The following is a 15,932-nucleotide window of genomic DNA, read 5'->3' as shown; positions in this document are numbered from 1 at the left end:
CTCAAGGTGGCGCCATAGACCTGCCAAGTACGGTCAAGTGCGCCCTCGCGAACATGGCCATCCGTACAAGAGCAGACGTCCCACTGTCCCGCCACGTGCCTCCGCTTGAACCCTTCAGCTGAATACATACGTAACGACAGCCGCCTGCACCTGGTTCTCCCTGCCAGCCTCGGCGCAGCCCTCATCCGTGTCGCCATCGCGGCTACCGGATCCCCAACCCGGCATCCCGAACCGTCTGTTGGTAAAACCGTGGAAACCCGCTGTCGGGCCAGCTGGTGCGTACAACTGGCGCCGAGCCCGCCACCTGAACCCCGTAGCCAAAGAGCGAAGGAAAGGCCTAAGGACGACGCTTGCCCGCCCGAGCGACGACTACGCGACACCGCGATACGCGCAGTGGCCGAGCACGCGTGGGCCCTGGCGCTGGCCGTCAACCGGCGCCTCACCCGGGCCGCCAACCGCTCCCGCGAGTTCGACTTCCGCCTCGACGGCCTGCTCGGCCGCGACATCCACGGCATGACCGTCGGCGTCATCGGCACCGGCAAGATCGGCGAGTGCTTCGCCCGCATCGCGGCCGGCTTCGGCACCCACCTCCTCGGCTGGGACATCGCCCCCAACCCCGCCTGCCTCGACCTCGGCATGACCTACACCGAACTCCCCGAACTCCTCACCCGCGCCGACCTCATCAGCCTGCACGTCCCCCTGCTCCCCACCACCCACCACCTCATCGACGGCGCCGCCCTCGCCCGCATGAAGGACGACGCGATCCTCGTCAACTCCAGCCGCGGCGGCCTCGTCGACAGCCTCGCCCTCGTCGAGACCCTCCGCGCCGGACGCCTCTCCGGCGTCGGCCTCGACGTCTACGAGGAGGAGACCGGCGTCTTCTTCACCGACCGCTCCATCCAGGGCATCACCGACGACACCCTCGCCCGCCTCGTCACCTTCCCCCAGGTCCTGGTCACCAGCCACCAGGCCTACTTCACCCACACCGCCGTCGGCCAGATCATCGACGCCACCGTCCGCAACATCGACGACTACGCCGCCGGCCGCACCAACGAGAACACCCTCGTTCCAAAGAACTGACCCCACAGGAGGTCGGCGCTCCGCGGGCGTTCAACGGGGCCCGTCAGGAGACGGTCCGCAGGCGGCCCCGGAGCCGGTCCAGGGTCTCGGCGGTGGCGTCGTCCTCGGGGAGGAAGACCACGAGCTGCTGGGAGTCACCGGGCAGTTCGAGGGTCTCGCGGAGCAGCCGGAGCCGGTGGCCCTCGGGGTGGTCGAGCCGCAGGACGCCGCGGCTCGGCACCTTGCCCAGGTTCAGCCGGCGGGTGAACTCGTCGCCGGCGACGGGGGTCAGTTCGGCGGTGAGCCACTCCAGGTTCTCCAGGGACGGCGCCTGCCACAGGTCGAAGGTCTGCTCGTCCGCGACGTCGTCCCAGTCGGCGAAGAAGGTCCGGGCCCGCGGATCGGTGAACAGGTAGTGGTTGAGGTTGGGACGCTCCGCGTCGAACAGCCCGGCCCCGCCGGTGACCGCCCGGTAGCCGGAGGTGTGGGCGAGCACGTCGCCCAGTCGGTTGGTCACGATCGCCACGCCCGGTTCGAGGAGTTCGAGGGTGCGCAGGACGGAGGCGCGCACCCGCCTGGAGGGTGGCACGGGGCGGACGTCGATGGTGCAGGTGTCGCCGGTGATCTTGGCGAGGTACCGCAGGTGGGTGCGCTCCGAGGCGTTCAGGCACAGCGCGTCGGCGAGCGCGTTGACCACCGCCGGCGAGGGATTGCGGTCGCGGCCCTGTTCGATCCGGGCGAGGTACTCCACGCTGACGTCGGCCCGGTTGGCGAGGTCCAGCCGGCGCAGCCCGGGCGATCGGCGGCGCTGCCGCTCCGGCAGCCCGAGGAGCCCCGGTTGGACGGCGTCGCGCTTGGCCCGGATGAAGTTGCCCAATGGCGTGCCCACGTTTGCAGGATAGGGGCCCCGCCGCCGAGCGTGCGGAGCCGAGGGTGGCCCTGCGGGGGCCAGTCTTCGCCGGGCCTCGATGTCCGCCGCCGCGCCGACCGATGCTGACGGCATGGAGAACACGTCGACGCGCCGCACCGCTCACGCGCTGCTGGTGTGGGGGCTGCTGGTGGTGGCCGCGAACCTGCGGGCGAGTCTGACCGGGGTCGGACCGCTCTTGGACCGCGTGCAGTCCGACCTGGGCCTGGCTCCGGCCGTCGCGGGTCTGCTGAACACGCTGCCGCTGCTGGCCTTCGCGGCCCTGTCGCCGCTGGTGCCCGGACTGGCCGCGCGGTGGGGGGCGGAACGGCTCCTCGGTGGCTCGCTGGTGGTGCTGACGCTCGGCGTCGCGGTCCGGTGGATCCCCACGGCGGCCGGCCTGTTCCTCGGCACCGTGCTGATCGGCGCGGGCGTGGCGGTGGGCAACGTCCTGCTGCCGAGCCTCGTCAAGCGCGACTTCCCGACCAGGGTGGGCCTGCTGACCGGCGCCTACGCCACGGTGATGGGCGGGGTGGCGGCGGTGGCGTCCGGGGTGGCGGTGCCGATCGCCCAGGCCGCTCCCGGCGGCTGGCACACCGCGTTGGGCTGCTGGGTGGTCCTCGCCCTGGTGGCGGTGCTGGTGTGGCTGCCGCAGCTGCGCACCCCCGGCCCGGTCGGGCCGGCGCGGCACGGGCAGCCGCTGCCCTGGCACTCCGGACTGGCCTGGGCGGTCACCGCCTTCATGGGACTGCAGTCGCTGGGCTTCTACGTCGTCGTGACCTGGCTGCCGCAGGTGTTCCAGGACAACGGGGTCGGCCCGGCGACGGCCGGCTGGCTGCTGTTCCTGTTCCAGGCCGTCGCGGTGGTGACCAGTCTGGCGGTCCCCCGGGCGATGCGCCGGGCGCGGGACCAGCGGGGGCTGGCGGCGGCCTGCTCGGCGGTCCTGCTGGTCGGCTACGCCGGCCTCGTCGCGGAGCCGGAGTGGGCCCTGTTGTGGAGCGTGGTCCTGGGCCTCGGCGGCGGCGCCTGCCTGGTGCTCGCCCTGGTGTTCATCGGCCTGCGGACCCAGGACGCGGCCTCGGCCGGCGGGCTGTCGGCGATGGCGCAGTCCGTCGGCTATCTGCTGGCGGCGGTCGGGCCGGTGGTCTTCGGCCTCCTCCACTCGCTCGGCTCCGGCTGGCGGGCCCCGCTGCTGCTGATGGTCGTCGCCGCGGCCGCCCAGACGGTGGTGGCGCTGGTGGCCGGGCGCGGCACGGTGGTCCCGGTGTCCGGGCCCCGGCCCGAACCCGCCGCCGCACCGGCAGAACACGGCGCGCCGACCGGCCGTTGACCCGTGCGCGCGGCGCCGGGCCGCCGCCCCGCGCCAGGGCCGACACCGGGCAGCCGGCGCCCGGTGCTCGACCCCGAGTCCCCCATCGGCCGGCCGGCCACCGAAAGGACGTGCCCCCTCATGACACCCGAACAACTCGCCCTCCAGCTCGCCGATCCGGTCCTGCGCCGGGTGTTCTCGGCGGTCGCCCTGGGTGCGTCGACCTCCTGCGAGGTCCTCACCGTCTCGGGGCTCGGCGCACCGGACGCCGCCCCGGCCGTCGGACGGCTCGTCCGCGCCGGACTGCTCGTCCAGGGGCGCGGCTCGGTGTCCCTGGACGACGGCGCCCTCGCCGCCGCCGCCCGTACCGCCGCCCGACGGGTGGCGCAGGAGACGGCGAACGACCAGCCCGACCCGCGGCTGCGCGGCCACATCCGCGGCGGCGTCCTGGTGGACCTGCCGGAGCGGGGCCACGACGCCCGCCGCGCGGTACTCGGGCACATCGCCGGGCGCACCTTCGCCGCCGGCGGCGAGTGCGACGAGCGGACGGTGACCGAACGCCTGCGGCCGTGGTGCGAGGGCGGCGCACTGGACGCCGTGGCACTGCGGCGCGCCCTCGTCGACGACGGACTCCTGGCCCGGGAGTCCGGACGCTACCGGATCGCCGCCCCCATGAGCAGGACCGGCGGTGGCCCGGATCAGCCCTGAGGCGTGATCCGCTGCCCGGTCGCCCTGCGGAGGAGCTCACCGGCCATGATCTCCCGCTGCGCCTCCAGCAGTTGGCGGCCCGGGCCCAGGCCCAGCTCCCGCCCCAGGGTGGCCTCGGCCCGCCGGTAGACGCAGAGCGCCTCGGCCCGGCGTTCCGAGGCGCCGAGGGCGCGCATCAGCTGGGCGTGGAACGCCTCGTGGAGCGGGTGTTCGGTCACCAGGGCGGAGAGCGGCCCGATCAGGGAGCGGTGCCGCCCCAGGGCGAGGCCGACCTCGACGTAGTCCTCCAGGCACTGCAGCCGCTGCGTCGTCGCCCAGGCGGCGAAGACGCCGATCAGCGGGCCGCCCTGGCGGGGGCCGGACAGCGGGCCGCGCCACAGTCCGACCGCGCGGGTGAGCAGGCGGGAGCACTCCTCCAGGTCCCCGGCCGCCCGCAAGGCCCGGGCCCGTCGGGCGAGTTGCTCCAGCTCGCCCCAGTCGGTGTCGGCCCGGTCGGCCGCCAGCAGGTAGCCGGGGCGCTCCGTGACGATCGGGGACGGTCCGGGCCCGGCCTGCGCCAGCAGCTTGCGCAGCTGGGACACGTAGACGTGCAGGCCGGCGGACGCGCGGCGCGGCGGAGCGCCGTTCCAGATCTCGGTGACCAGCGCCTCCTTGGAGACCACCGTGTTCACCCGGAGCACCAGGGCCGTCAGCAGCGTGGCCACCTTGGGCGCGTTGACGGTCAGGACGGCGGTCCCGGTGGTGACCCGCAGCGGGCCGAGCACCTCGTAGCGCATGGCGGCCCCCCGGGCTCGTCGCCGGTCAGGCCGTGTACTGGGCGTTCCAGCCGGCGGCCACGTCGAGCGAGACGCCGCTGATGTGCCGGGCCGCGTCGGAGGCCAGGAACAGCGCGGCGTCCGCGGCCTCGGAGGGCTCGATGTAGGGGACGCGCATCGGCATGAGGTTCGACCAGGCCTCGGCGGCGGCCTGCGGGGTGGGATCGTCGGGGCTGAACTGACGGTAGTTCAGTTCGTTGTTGATCATCGGGGTGTTGGTGAAGCTGGGCGAGACGGCGTTCACCGTGATGCCGTACGGGCCGAGTTCCAGTGCGGCGGACTTGAGCAGGCCGAGCACGCCCCACTTGGCGGCGGCGTAGTGGGCCATGTTCGCCGCGCCGACGCGGGAGGCGACCGAGCCGGTGACCAGGATGCGGCCGGAGCGCTGCGGGACCATCACCCGGGCCGCGGCGCGGAAGGTGTGGAAGACCCCGGTCAGGTCGGTGTCGATCATGTCGCGCCAGACCTCGTCGGTCATGTCCAGCAGCGGGGAGGTGCTCCACAGGCCCGCGTTGGCGCAGACGACGTCCAGCCGTCCGAATTCCTCCACCGCGGCGTCGACCACCCGGTCCACCTCGGCGGAGCGCCGTACGTCGGCCGCCCGGACCGCGCATTTCGCGCCGAGTGCCTCGACGGCCCGCCGGGTTTCCTCCAGGTCCTCCGAGGTGCCCATCGGGATCGGTACGGAATCGATCTGCGCCGCGATGTCGGAGAGGACGACGTGCGCCCCCTCGGCGGCGAACGCGAGGGCGTAGGAACGTCCGATCCCGCGGGCCGCCCCCGTTATCGCCACGACCTTTCCGCTGAACCTGGACACGCCGGACCCCCTTCGCACGATGACCTTTCGGTCGAGGCTAGGCCGCGCCGCACAAGCCCCGCACAAGGATCGGCCGAGGGTGCCGCGGCCTTGCTGGACAGGCCGGACCGGCGTTCGTCAGGATCTCGACCGATGTCGGGATTTCCGGCCGAACGCGGCAGAAGAAGGGCAGCCCTGTGATTCCTGAGAGCCATCGAGACCTGCTGGAGCGGCCGCTGTTCGCGCATTTCGCCACGGTGCGCCCGGACGGTTCCCCGCAGGTGAATCCCACCTGGTTCGCCTGGGACGGGACGCACCTGTGGTTCACCAATTCGACGCTGCGGCGCAAATATCTGAACATCCAGGAGAATCCCGCGGTGGCCATTTCCGTGGTCGATCCGGAACAGCCCTACCGGTACCTGGAGATCCGGGGCCAGGTCGATCTGGTGGAGCCGGACCCGGCGGCGTCGACGTTCCTGCGGCTGGCGGAGCGGTACGGCGTGCGGGAGGCGACGGTGCCGCCGGACGCGCCGTCCCGGGTGGCCTACCGGATGACGCCCCGGCACGTCACCTTCCAGTGACCGGGACGTCGCCGCCGGGGCCCGCTTCGGCCGGCGGCTCGGTGATCGGGCGGTCGGCCAGCACCAGGTCCAGCAGGCCCGGGAACTGCTCGTCGATCTCCGCCCGGCGCAGCCGGTTGAGCCGGCGGGACCCGTCGTCGTGCTGCAGCAGCAGTCCGGCCTGCCGGAGCACGGTGAAGTGGTGGCTCAGCCCCGACTTGCGCACCGGCAGATCGAAGGTGCCGCACGCGAGTTCGGCGGGCTCGGCGGCGGCGAGCTGTCGCAGCAGCGACAGCCGCACCGGGTCGGCGACCGCCTGGAGCACGGCCAGCAGCGGCACGTCACGCGGGTGACGGTGCGTCAGAGTCGCGGCTCGGGCGGTGACTTTCGCATCCGACTTGCGCGAAGCGGTGTTTGAGCGGGATCGTACATCCTTAGACTCTGTTTGATTCATGTCGTACACCTTACCCGGCCGGTCCCGCCCCGACCGTCCGTCAACGAAGGAAGACGCCCATGACCTCTACCGCCTTAACCGAGGACGACGTCCGCCGGCCGGGGTTGACGCTCCTCGCCGTGTGCCTCACGGTGGTGCTGTTCCCGCTGGCCATCACCGGCGCGTCGGTCGCGCTGCCGTCGATCGGCGCCGACCTCGGCAACTCCCTGGCCGCCGGGCAGTGGGTGGTCAACGGCTACGACCTGACCTACGCCAGCTTCATGCTCGCCAGCGGCTCGATCGCCGACCTCGTGGGCCGTCGCAAGGTGTTCCAGGTCGGCCTGGTGCTGTTCGGCGGCGGCGCGCTGGTCTCCGCCGTGTCGCCCGACATCCTCGTCCTCGACCTCGCCCGCGCGGTGGCCGGCATCGGCGCCGCCGCGGCGACCACCAGCGGCAGCGCCATCCTCGCCCACGCCTTCGACGGTCCGGCCCGCGCCCGCGCCTTCGGCCTCTTCGGCACCTCGATCGGCCTCGGCCTCGCCTTCGGTCCCAGCATCGCCGGCACGCTGACCAGCAACCTCGGCTGGCGCTCGGTCTTCCTGGTGCCCGCGGTGATCGCCCTGGTCGTGCTGGTGCTCACGCCCACCCTCGCCAACTCCCGCAACCCCTCGGCCAGCAAGGTCGACTGGCCCGGCACCGTCACCTTCACCCTCGCGCTGCTGCTGCTGATCCTCGGCCTGGTCGAGGGCCCGCAGGCGGGCTGGGGCAGCCCGCTCGTGATCGGCAGCCTCATCGGGTTCGTCGCCCTGCTGATCGCCTTCGGCGTGGTCGAGCAGCGCCAGTCCGAGCCGATGTTCGACCTGGGCCTGCTCAAGCAGCGCAAGTTCGTCGGCGTCTCCCTCGCCACCATCCCGGTGGTCTTCGGGTTCACTCCGCTCGCGGTCTACCTGCCCGCGTACTTCATCGCCGCCGACGGTGTCAGCGCCCAGCAGGCCGGCCTGATCCTGATCATGCTCACCGGTCTGACCCTGTTCTTCCCAACCATCGCCGGCTACGCCACCCGCTGGATCCCCGCCCAGGCGCAGATCGTCCTCACGGTGGTCCTCGCCGCCGTCGGCCTCGCCTGGCTGACCGTCCTGGAGCCCGGCATCGGCTACCTGACGCTGCTGCCCCCGCTGGCCCTGATCGGCATCGCCGTCGGCCTCTCCTTCGGCCTGCTGGACGCCGCCGCCGTGAGCAGCGTCGAGGTCTCCCGGGCCGGCATGGCGGCCGGCATGTTCAACACCGTCCGGCTGGCCGGCGAGACCATCGCCATCGCGGTCGCCGGCTCGCTCCTGGTCAGCTTCACCCAGTCCGAGGTGAGCGGGAAGCTCGACGGCTTCAACACCCGCTTCGCCGACGACCCCGCCGCGCTCGCCAACCTGATGAACCAGGGCGAGCTGAAGAGCGCCGCCGAGACCGTCGAGCCCGCCTCGCAGCGCGACGCGTTCAGCGACGCCGCGGCCTCGGCCTTCGCCCAGGGCTTCCACGGTCTGCTCTGGGTGCTGTCCGCGCTGTGCGCCGTCACCTTCGTGGTCGTCGCCCTGCTGCTGCGCGAACGCCGCGGCGCCGGCGCCGACGTCCCCGTGACCACCCCCGAGAAGAGCGCGGCGCCCCGCCCGGCCGAGGTGGCCGGCGCCACCGACTGAGGTCCGTGACCGCCACGACCGAGGGGCCGCCGGAGATCCGGCGGCCCCTCGGCGCACGTCGCCCCGGGCCGTCCCCTCGGGGACGGCCCGGGAGCGGGTCAGGCCAGCTGCGGCAGGACCTCGGAGGCGATCAGCTCCAGGTGGTCCAGGTCGTGCAGGTCCAGCACCCGCAGGTAGCCGATCTGGGCCCCGGCCTCGGCGAACCGGCCCAGCCTGTCGACCAGTTCGGCCGGCGTGCCGCGCAGCGCGTTGCCGTCCAGGGGCTCGCTGAACGCCTCGTCGCGCGCCCGGACCTGGGCGTCGTCCTTGCCGCAGCACACCGTCTGGATGATCGAGAACTCCACCGAGGCCGGGTCACGGCCGACCGCGCGGCTCTCCTCGCGCACCCGTTCGTAGAGCTCGGCCGCCCGCTCGGGCGGGACGAACGCGGTGTTGAACTCGTCGGCGTACTTGGCGGCGAGCGCCGGAGTCCGGCCCGTACCGACCCCGCCGACGATGATCCGCGGGCGGCCGTCACCGGCCCGCAGCGGCGCGACCGCGCCGGTGAGCCGGTAGTGCTCGCCCGCGAAGTCGTAGGTGCCGCCGGGCGGCGTCTCCCAGAGCGACTTGACGATCTCCAGCTGTTCCTCCAGCAGCCCGAACCGCTTCTGCGGGAACGGGATGCCGTAGGCCTCGTGCTCCGCGGCGAACCAGCCGGTGCCGATGCCCACCGACACCCGCCCGCCGGCCATGTGGTCGACCTGCCCGACCTGGATCGCGAGCTGGCCCGGCCAGCGGAAGGTGACGGGGGTGACCAGCGTGCCGAGCCGGATCCGGGAGGTCTCCCGGGCGAGGCCGGCCAGGGTCACCCAGGCGTCGGACGGGCCCGGCAGCCCGTCGACCTCGCCCAGCTTCAGGTAGTGGTCGGAGCGGAAGAAGGCGTCGAAGCCGAGGTCCTCCGCGGCGCGGGCGACCCTCAGCACGGTGTCGTAGGAGGCGCCCTGGGACGGCTCGGTGTGGATGCGCAGACGCATGGACGGCCTTTCGTGGAAGTGTGGGAACGAAAGAGCGGGGAAAGGGGTGTGGAACCGCCGACCGGACGCCGGTGCGGACCCCGGGCCGGCCGGAGACGTCACGCGGGGCGGGCGAGGCCCCGCTGCCCGCGGTCGGCCGGGCGGCGGGACGCCGGGCCGCCGAACGCCGTGACGGAGTCGGGCACGTGGTCGCCGGCCAGGATGACCTGCTGCAGCGCCCTGACCTGGGAAGCCGGCTCCAGGCCGACGTGTTCGATCAGCCGGGCGCGCAGCTGCCGGTAGACCTCCAGCGCGGAGGCGCGCCGGCCGCAGCGGTGCAGGACCGTCATCAGCTGGGCGTGCAGGCCCTCGTTGAGCGGGTGCTGCACCGCCAGCGCGGTGAGGTCGCCCAGCACGTCCTGGTGCTGCTGCAGGGCGAGCTTCGCCGCGATCCACTGCTCCACGACGCTGAGCCGCGACTCCTCCAGCCACCCGATGTGCGTGTGCAGCAGCGGGCCGGCCTGCACGTTGGCGAGCGCCGGACCGCGCCACAGCGCGAGGGCCGAGGTGAAGAGCATGGCGGCCTTGGCGTGGTCCTGGGCCGCCGCGGCGCTGCGCGCCCGGTTCACCAGGCGCTCGAACTCCCGGGTGTCCAGGGCGACCGCGCCGCCGCGCAGCATGTAGCCGCGGCCCTCGGTCACCAGCAGGTCCTTGGCCACCACGGCCGCAGGCAGGCCGGTGGCGTCGGCCAGCAGCTTGCGCAGCTGCCCCAGGTAGGTCTGGACGGTCCGCAGCGCGGTGCGCGGGGCCTCCTCGGACCACAGCTCGCGGAAGATGGCGGAGACCGGGACCACCTGGTGGACGTTGACCGCGAGCAGCGCGAGGACCTGTCTGACCTTCGGCGCGCTGGGCGTCGCGGAGCCGTGGTCCCCCTCGGCCTGGAAGTGGCCGAGAACCTGGATGCGCACCGGGCACTGACCGGCGGGATGGACGGGGACGAGCGCGTCGCTCCGGTGGAGGACGGATGCCGAAGGGGACATGAGCACAACCTCCTTGCTGACTGATGGCCCGTGGTGGATGTGCCTCCGCGATCGGGCACAGACACAGACACCGGGGGCACCACGCTGTGCTCCCGTGCTGAACGCTTCCACGCTGTCAGACGGTGATGTCGGGCCGCTTTCGTCGCTCTTGCACACGCCGGCGGCCTCGGGGCGGGTGCGCGCCCGGCTCAGCTGTCGAAGCCGCAGGCCGACTGCGCCAGCACGGTGGTGGCGAGCGGGACGAAGCGCGGCGCCGTGCGCAGGAGGTCCGCCAGGTCGAACATCCGCAGCCCGGCCAGCCGGACGAGCTCGCGCGAGCGCTCCTCGCCGCAGGTGCCACCGAGCGCCTGGTACGCCGCCGCGGCCTCGGCCCCCGTCCGCACCGCGTCGTGCCAAAGGCCCGTCACGCCCAGGGCCATCGCGCGCAGCAGCAGGCCCTGGGCCTCGCAGAGCACCAGGTGGTCCGCGCGGGCCGTCTCCAGCGCGCGGGCGAGGCAGTCGAGCGCCTCCTCGGGGCGGCACCGCTCCATGCGGATGAGCGCCAGCCCGAACAGCGCCTCGACGGCCGACTGCGGATGCCCGGCGAGGGCGGCCAGCTCGGCGGCCCGCTCGTGCTCGTGCTCCGCCAGGTCCAGCCGCCCCGACATCCGGCTGCAGGTCGCCAGGATGTTGTGCGCGTCGGCCAGGACGATCTGGTCGCCGAGGTCCTTGGCCAGCATCTCCGCGGCCCGGGCGTGCTCGGTCGCGATCCTGGGCTGGCGCTCCGCCAGCTGTCCGACGGAGAGCCGCGCGTGGGCGGCGACGCGGTCGAACCGCCCACCCAGGTCGTGGCTGGTCCGCAGCCCGAGCCACAGGGCCTCGAGGCCCTCCGCGCGACGGCCGAGGGCGCACAGGGTGAGCCCGATCCGGCCGAGGTTCTCCGACTTGGTGAACTCGACCCCGTGTTCCCGGTCGATCCGCTGCGCCCGCTCGAACTGGGCCAGGGCGTTGCCGAAGTGGCCGCGCGCGTGCTCGACGCTGCCGAGGTGGCGCCGGGCCCGCGCCTCCGCCATCGGCAGGTCCAGCTCGCGGTCCAGGACGAGGCCCTCCTCCAGCGCCCGCGCCGCGTCGCCCAGGCGCCCCTGGGCCAGCAGCAGCAGGCCCAGGGCGTTGCTGGTCTCGGCGGCGAACGCGCGCAGCCCGTGCCGCGAGGCGAGCCCGCAGGCCTCGGTGAGGTGGGAGTGGGACAGGCCGTAGTCGGCGCTGCGGTAGTTGGCCAGGCCCAGGCTGTAGTTCATCGCCCACCGGGCCGGCGGGTCGTCCGCCCTGCGGGCCGAGGCGAGGCCCGAACCGGCGGCCGTCTTCCACTCGTTGCTGTTCCAGCCCGACCAGAAGTACCCCCGCAGGACGTCGGTGAGCAGCCAGCCGATCTCGTGGGCCCGCCGGTCGTCCCGGGCGGCGGTGCAGGAGATCACCGTGATGAGGTTGGCGCGCTCCACCAGCAGCCACTGCAGGGCCGCCTCGTCGGTGGCGAAGGGCAGCGGGCGCACGGCCTCGGGCGGGTCGGCCAGCGGCAGCCGGATCATGCCGGGGTAGCGCGGGACCACGGCCGAGGCCGCGCTGTACAGGTACCAGGTGAACAGCCGGAACTCGGCGGCCCGGCGGGCCTGCGGGCTGTCCTCCTCGCGCGCCCGCTCGCCGGCGTAGATCTGCATCAGCTCGTGGAAGCGGTAGCGGCCGGACAGGTGCTCCTCCAGCAGGCTGGCGAAGGCGAGGTCCTGGAGCAGCAGTTCGGCCTCCGCGACGGACAGGTCGAGCAGGGCCGCGGCGGAGGCGGCGGTGTAGTCGCGCACCGGCACCAGCCCCAGCGCGCGGAAGAGCTGCCGGCCCCGCGGGCTCTGCGCGTGGTAGGAGAGGTCGAAGGCGGCCTGCACGGCCGCGCGGCGGTTGCTGCCCACGGTCAGTTTGCCCACCCGGTTGCCGTGGCGCAGTTCCTCGATGTAGGTCCGCAGGGGCAGCTGCGGTCTCGACAGCAGGCCGGCGGCGGCGATCCGCAGGGCGAGCGGGAGGTAGGCGCACAGCTCGGCGAGTTCGGCGAGCTCCCCGCGGGCGGCGGAGCGCGCCGGGCCGAGCATGTGCTCCAGCAGCGACTCGGCCTCCCCCGCGGTGAGCACGTTCAGCGGCACCAGCCGGGCGCCGTGCAGGGCGACCAGCTCCGTCAGGTTGCTGCGGCTGGTGATCAGCACCGTGCAACTGGACGTCCCGGGCAGCAGGGGGACGATCCGCTCGGCCTCGTGGACGTCGTCCAGCAGCAGCAGGACGCGCCGGTCGGCCAGCCGTGCCCGGAACAGGGCCGCGCGCGATTCGACGTCGGAGGGGATGGCGGCGCTGGAGACGCCGGAGCGGCGCAGCAGTTCGGCCAGCACCTCGGACGGGGAATCGGGCCGGTCGGCGCCGTCGAAGCGGACGAACCACTGGCCGTCGAGGAAGTGCGAGCGCACCTGGTGGGCCGCCCGGACGGCGAGCGCGGTCTTGCCCGCCCCGGCCGGGCCGGTCACCACGACGATGGGCAGCGCGCTGCCCTGGGTGCTGTCCGTAAGGAGCGCCGCCACCTGTTCCAGCGGCTCGTCCCGGCCGACGAAGTCCGCGACGACGGGCGGGAGTTGGCAGAGTTCGGTCCAGCTGTGGGAGGCGATCGGCGCGCCGTCGTGGCCGGGCTCCGGCTCCCTGGGCCCGGCGGAGGCCTCCGGGCCGCGCGGCGCGTAGGAGTCGTCCAGGATGCTCCGGTGCAGATCCTGGAGCTCCTTGCTGGGGTCGATTCCGGCTTCCGCGGCGAGTGTCCGGGAAAGCGCGAGGTAGGTTTCCAGCGACTCCGCCTTGCGCCCGGTCTCGTAGAGCGCGCGAATCAGTTGGGCCCACAGGTTCTCGTGCAGCGGGTAATTGATCAGGGCATTGCGAATACCGCCGATCGCCTCTTCCTGGGCACCGGTGCGCAGCTTCCGGTCGAATTGGTATTCCATGAGCGCCAGCCGGCGTTCGGCGAGTTGTGCCGCGACCCGCCGGCGCACCCGGTCGCTGGGAATGTCGCACAATGCCGGCCCGCGCCACAGCGACAGCGCCGCCTCGGCCAGGTCGGATTCGGCCTGCGGGGTGATCCGGCCGCGCTTCCTGCGGAATTCCTGTTCCAGCTGTTCGAAGCGGAGGATGTCCAGTTCCTGGGCGCCGACGTCGATGGCGTACCCGTCGGGCGTGGTGCGGATGAGGTCGCCGCCCTCGGCCGATTCGTCGGTCAGTGTACGGCGGAGGCGATTGATGTGGATGTGCAGGGCGCCGCGGCTGTTCTTGGGCGCGTCCTCGCCGTCCCACAGGAGCGAGACCAGGCGGTCGTTGCCGACTCCGCGGCTTCCGCCGAGCAGGAGCGCGGCGAGGAGTACGCGCGGTTTCCTGGCATTGATCCGGACCGGCCGGCCATTGACCGACACATTCAGCGGCCCAAGGAGCTTGAAAGTGAACAATGAGTCCCCCTGACACTTTGCCGGGTCCGTGGGCCGCCCGGCGGGCAAGGAAACATCATGACGAAGGAAATATACTCGGCAGTATGATCTGCGTCACATTCGCTCGCTGTCAAGCCGCAACTTTCCTGCTCGACCGGACGTTTCCGGGCCAAACCAGACGGCCGCCCCTGGCCGGAACCTGACGCCTATTGTGAACGCGTCATTTCGCCGTGTGATACCGCGTCTCCCCCGCACGGCAGCCGGGCCGCCGGGTCCGGACCCGCAAATTCCGGAAGGCCCGGGGAAATCCGGATCGCCGGCCCCGGACACGGTGCGGACTTCGCGGCGAGAGGGCGCCTTGGCCGCGCCTTGAGTGCCCCTTGCACGGCGGCTGCCAGCATGGGTCCACCGCGCCGCCACCGACCCCCGAGGGTCGCCATGCGCACGGTTCGACTAGGTCAGGTCCGCGAGGGGGGCATTTCAGATGACCGCAGGCAACGTGCTCCCGGCCGCCGACATCGGCGCGCTGGTGCACCGCAGCGCCGCGACGGAGGTCTTCCTCGTCGGCGCCCGGCGGAGGGGGGAGCACGAATTCACCGCGACGGCCCGGCTGCCCGGCCGGCACCCGTACTACAACGACCTTCCGGACAACCCCCGGCACGCCGATCCGCTGCTGCTGCTGGAGGCCTGCCGTCAGGCGGGCAGCTACCTCGCCCACACGGAGTTCGAACTGCCGCTCACCACCGCCTTCCTGGTGACCGGCTGGGACGTCCGCACCCGCCCCGCCGCCCGGCGGCTGTTCGAGGACGGCGACGCCGAACTGACCCTGGGCGTCACCGCGCAGAACCCGGTGCGCCGCGCCGGCGCCGTCCGCTCGGTGCGCTGGCGGATCGCCCTGGACGCCGGCGGCACCGAGGTGGGCGAGGTCGCCATCGGTGTGGTGTACGCGAGCGAGGAGGAGTACGCGGCGCTGCGCGCGCTGCGGCCCGGCGGACCGCCGCCCCGCTCGGACCTGCTGCCCGACGAACCCCCCGCGTCCCCCGCGCGGGCCGCCGAGGTGGGGCGCGGCCGGGCCGGCAACGTCCTGATCGCCGACCTCTCCGCAACGCCCGCCCCGGACCGGGCGCGGCTCGCCGTCCCGTTGCGCCACCCCACGCTGTTCGTCCACCCCAACGACCACTTCACCGCGCTGACCCTCACCGACGCGGCCCGCCAGCTGTGCTTCGCCCGGCACGCCCGCGCCACCGGCGCGGCCGCCGCCGGACTCGTCCTGACCGGCTTCAGCGGCACCTTCGGCCGGTTCGCCGAGCTCGACGCGCCCGTCCTGCTGGAGGCCGGCCCGGCGCCCGGCGGCACCGGCCCGCAGGATCCGAACGGCACGGTGCCGGTCGAGGTGCGCCAGCACGACCGGACCATCGCCACCCTCAGCATCACCTACGCGCCCGCCGAGGCCGCCAGGAGGAACGCATGACGTCCGCCAGCACCGCCACCGTGCCCGGGGCCGGCACCGTCTCCGCCGTCTGGACCGACTTCGGGGGCGTGCTCACCCCGCCGGTCGCCGACGACACCGCGGTGTTCTGCGCCCGCCAGGGCATGACCCCCGAGCAGTTCCAGGGCGCCATGCGGATCGTCGGCGAGCGCTACGGCACCGACCCGATGGGCCCGTTGGACACCCCGCTGGTGACCGAGGACGTCTGGGCCGCCGAGGTCCAGGCGGCCCTCGCCGAGGAGTACGGCGTGCGCACCGACCTCTCCGGCTTCGCCGACCGCTGGTTCGGGGGCCGCAGCGGCAACCCGGCCTGGGAGCGGTGGCTGCGCGCGGTGCACGGCAGCGGCGTCTTCGTCGGCCTGCTGTCCAACATGCCGCCGGCCTGGGACACCCACTGGCGCCGGATGGTCCCGCCCGAGGGCCTCTTCGACGACCTGGTGATGTCCTTCCAGGTGGGCAGCCGCAAGCCCGACCCGGAGATCTTCGCGCTCGCCGCCGAGCGCGCCGGCGTCGATCCGGCGCGGTGCGTGCTGGTGGACGACCTGGAGAAGAACTGCGCGGGCGCGCGGGCGGCCGGCTGGCAGGCCGTCCACTTCACCGACGCCGAGCAGGCCATCCGCCGGCTCGAACCGCGGCTGCTGCGGCCCGCGCCGGGGGCCTGAG

13 protein-coding genes and 1 pseudogene are annotated in these 15,932 nt (G+C 73.3%); 7 read left to right on the top strand and 7 right to left on the bottom strand.

Annotated elements, in window-relative coordinates; all coding sequences use genetic code 11:
* Window positions 1–390: 390 nt before the first annotated feature.
* Window positions 391–1,080: pseudogene (locus ACFCLZ_RS33355) on the top strand (NAD(P)-dependent oxidoreductase); the annotation flags it as partial.
* Window positions 1,081–1,123: 43 nt separating this feature from the next.
* On the opposite strand, the gene ACFCLZ_RS33350 reads toward ACFCLZ_RS33355, so the two are convergent.
* The gene (locus ACFCLZ_RS33350; RefSeq protein ID WP_380281617.1) at window positions 1,124–1,948 is read right to left on the bottom strand and encodes a helix-turn-helix domain-containing protein; all 825 of its coding nucleotides are present in this window, start codon (window positions 1,946–1,948) and stop codon (window positions 1,124–1,126) included.
* A 112-nt stretch (window positions 1,949–2,060) separates the two neighbouring features.
* Between ACFCLZ_RS33350 and ACFCLZ_RS33345 the strand changes: the two genes are divergently transcribed.
* Together ACFCLZ_RS33345 and ACFCLZ_RS33340 are read left to right on the top strand one after the other, a co-directional pair.
* Window positions 2,061–3,296: a CynX/NimT family MFS transporter gene (locus ACFCLZ_RS33345; protein ID WP_380281616.1), complete on the top strand. Its 1,236-nt coding sequence runs from the start codon at window positions 2,061–2,063 to the stop codon at window positions 3,294–3,296.
* A gap of 120 nt (window positions 3,297–3,416) precedes the next feature.
* The gene (locus tag ACFCLZ_RS33340) at window positions 3,417–3,983 is read left to right on the top strand and encodes a DUF2087 domain-containing protein (RefSeq protein WP_380281615.1); all 567 of its coding nucleotides are present in this window, start codon (window positions 3,417–3,419) and stop codon (window positions 3,981–3,983) included.
* On the opposite strand, the gene ACFCLZ_RS33335 is transcribed toward ACFCLZ_RS33340, so the two are convergent.
* Together ACFCLZ_RS33335 and ACFCLZ_RS33330 are read right to left on the bottom strand one after the other, a co-directional pair.
* Window positions 3,974–4,759, bottom strand: coding sequence for a BTAD domain-containing putative transcriptional regulator (locus ACFCLZ_RS33335; RefSeq protein ID WP_380281614.1), 786 nt, complete (start codon window positions 4,757–4,759; stop codon window positions 3,974–3,976). The two genes, ACFCLZ_RS33340 and ACFCLZ_RS33335, sit on opposite strands and share 10 nt — an antisense overlap.
* 25 nt (window positions 4,760–4,784) lie before the next feature.
* Window positions 4,785–5,615, bottom strand: a complete 831-nt coding sequence (locus ACFCLZ_RS33330) for a mycofactocin-coupled SDR family oxidoreductase (protein WP_380281613.1) — start codon at window positions 5,613–5,615, stop codon at window positions 4,785–4,787.
* A gap of 176 nt (window positions 5,616–5,791) precedes the next feature.
* On the opposite strand from ACFCLZ_RS33330, the gene ACFCLZ_RS33325 reads away from it, so the two are divergent.
* On the top strand, window positions 5,792–6,175 hold the full coding sequence (locus tag ACFCLZ_RS33325) for a PPOX class F420-dependent oxidoreductase (protein WP_380281612.1): 384 nt from the start codon (window positions 5,792–5,794) through the stop codon (window positions 6,173–6,175).
* Here the strand turns inward: ACFCLZ_RS33325 and ACFCLZ_RS33320 are convergent.
* On the bottom strand, window positions 6,162–6,494 hold the full coding sequence (locus ACFCLZ_RS33320) for an ArsR/SmtB family transcription factor (protein WP_380281611.1): 333 nt from the start codon (window positions 6,492–6,494) through the stop codon (window positions 6,162–6,164). The genes ACFCLZ_RS33325 and ACFCLZ_RS33320 overlap by 14 nt on opposite strands.
* A gap of 173 nt (window positions 6,495–6,667) precedes the next feature.
* On the opposite strand from ACFCLZ_RS33320, the gene ACFCLZ_RS33315 reads away from it, so the two are divergent.
* Complete coding sequence (locus tag ACFCLZ_RS33315; RefSeq protein ID WP_380281610.1) at window positions 6,668–8,275, top strand: MFS transporter; 1,608 nt, start codon at window positions 6,668–6,670, stop codon at window positions 8,273–8,275.
* 98 nt (window positions 8,276–8,373) lie between these two features.
* On the opposite strand, the gene ACFCLZ_RS33310 is transcribed toward ACFCLZ_RS33315, so the two are convergent.
* The 3 genes from ACFCLZ_RS33310 to ACFCLZ_RS33300 all read right to left on the bottom strand — a co-directional run bounded on the left by ACFCLZ_RS33310 (window position 8,374) and on the right by ACFCLZ_RS33300 (window position 13,768).
* Window positions 8,374–9,288 carry a TIGR03560 family F420-dependent LLM class oxidoreductase gene (locus tag ACFCLZ_RS33310; protein ID WP_380281609.1) on the bottom strand — a complete coding sequence of 305 codons (915 nt, stop codon included), beginning with the start codon at window positions 9,286–9,288 and terminating at the stop codon, window positions 8,374–8,376.
* Between the two features lie 98 nt (window positions 9,289–9,386).
* Entirely contained in the window at window positions 9,387–10,307 is a 921-nt protein-coding gene (locus ACFCLZ_RS33305; protein WP_380281608.1) for a BTAD domain-containing putative transcriptional regulator, read from the bottom strand.
* Window positions 10,308–10,495: 188 nt separating this feature from the next.
* Window positions 10,496–13,768 (bottom strand): BTAD domain-containing putative transcriptional regulator, encoded by a 3,273-nt coding sequence (locus ACFCLZ_RS33300; RefSeq protein WP_380281607.1) that lies wholly within the window; start codon window positions 13,766–13,768, stop codon window positions 10,496–10,498.
* A gap of 496 nt (window positions 13,769–14,264) precedes the next feature.
* Between ACFCLZ_RS33300 and ACFCLZ_RS33295 the strand changes: the two genes are divergently transcribed.
* On the top strand, window positions 14,265–15,251 hold the full coding sequence (locus tag ACFCLZ_RS33295) for an AfsA-related hotdog domain-containing protein (protein WP_380281606.1): 987 nt from the start codon (window positions 14,265–14,267) through the stop codon (window positions 15,249–15,251).
* Entirely contained in the window at window positions 15,248–15,931 is a 684-nt protein-coding gene (locus tag ACFCLZ_RS33290) for an HAD family hydrolase (protein ID WP_380281605.1), read from the top strand. Before ACFCLZ_RS33295 ends, ACFCLZ_RS33290 begins: the two co-directional genes overlap by 4 nt.
* The last annotated feature ends 1 nt before the right edge of the window (window position 15,932 follow it).

Origin of the sequence: Kitasatospora purpeofusca (assembly GCF_042691725.1) — a bacterium.
GTDB lineage: Bacteria > Actinomycetota > Actinomycetes > Streptomycetales > Streptomycetaceae > Kitasatospora > Kitasatospora purpeofusca_B.
This window is presented reverse-complemented; position numbering and strand designations above follow the sequence as displayed.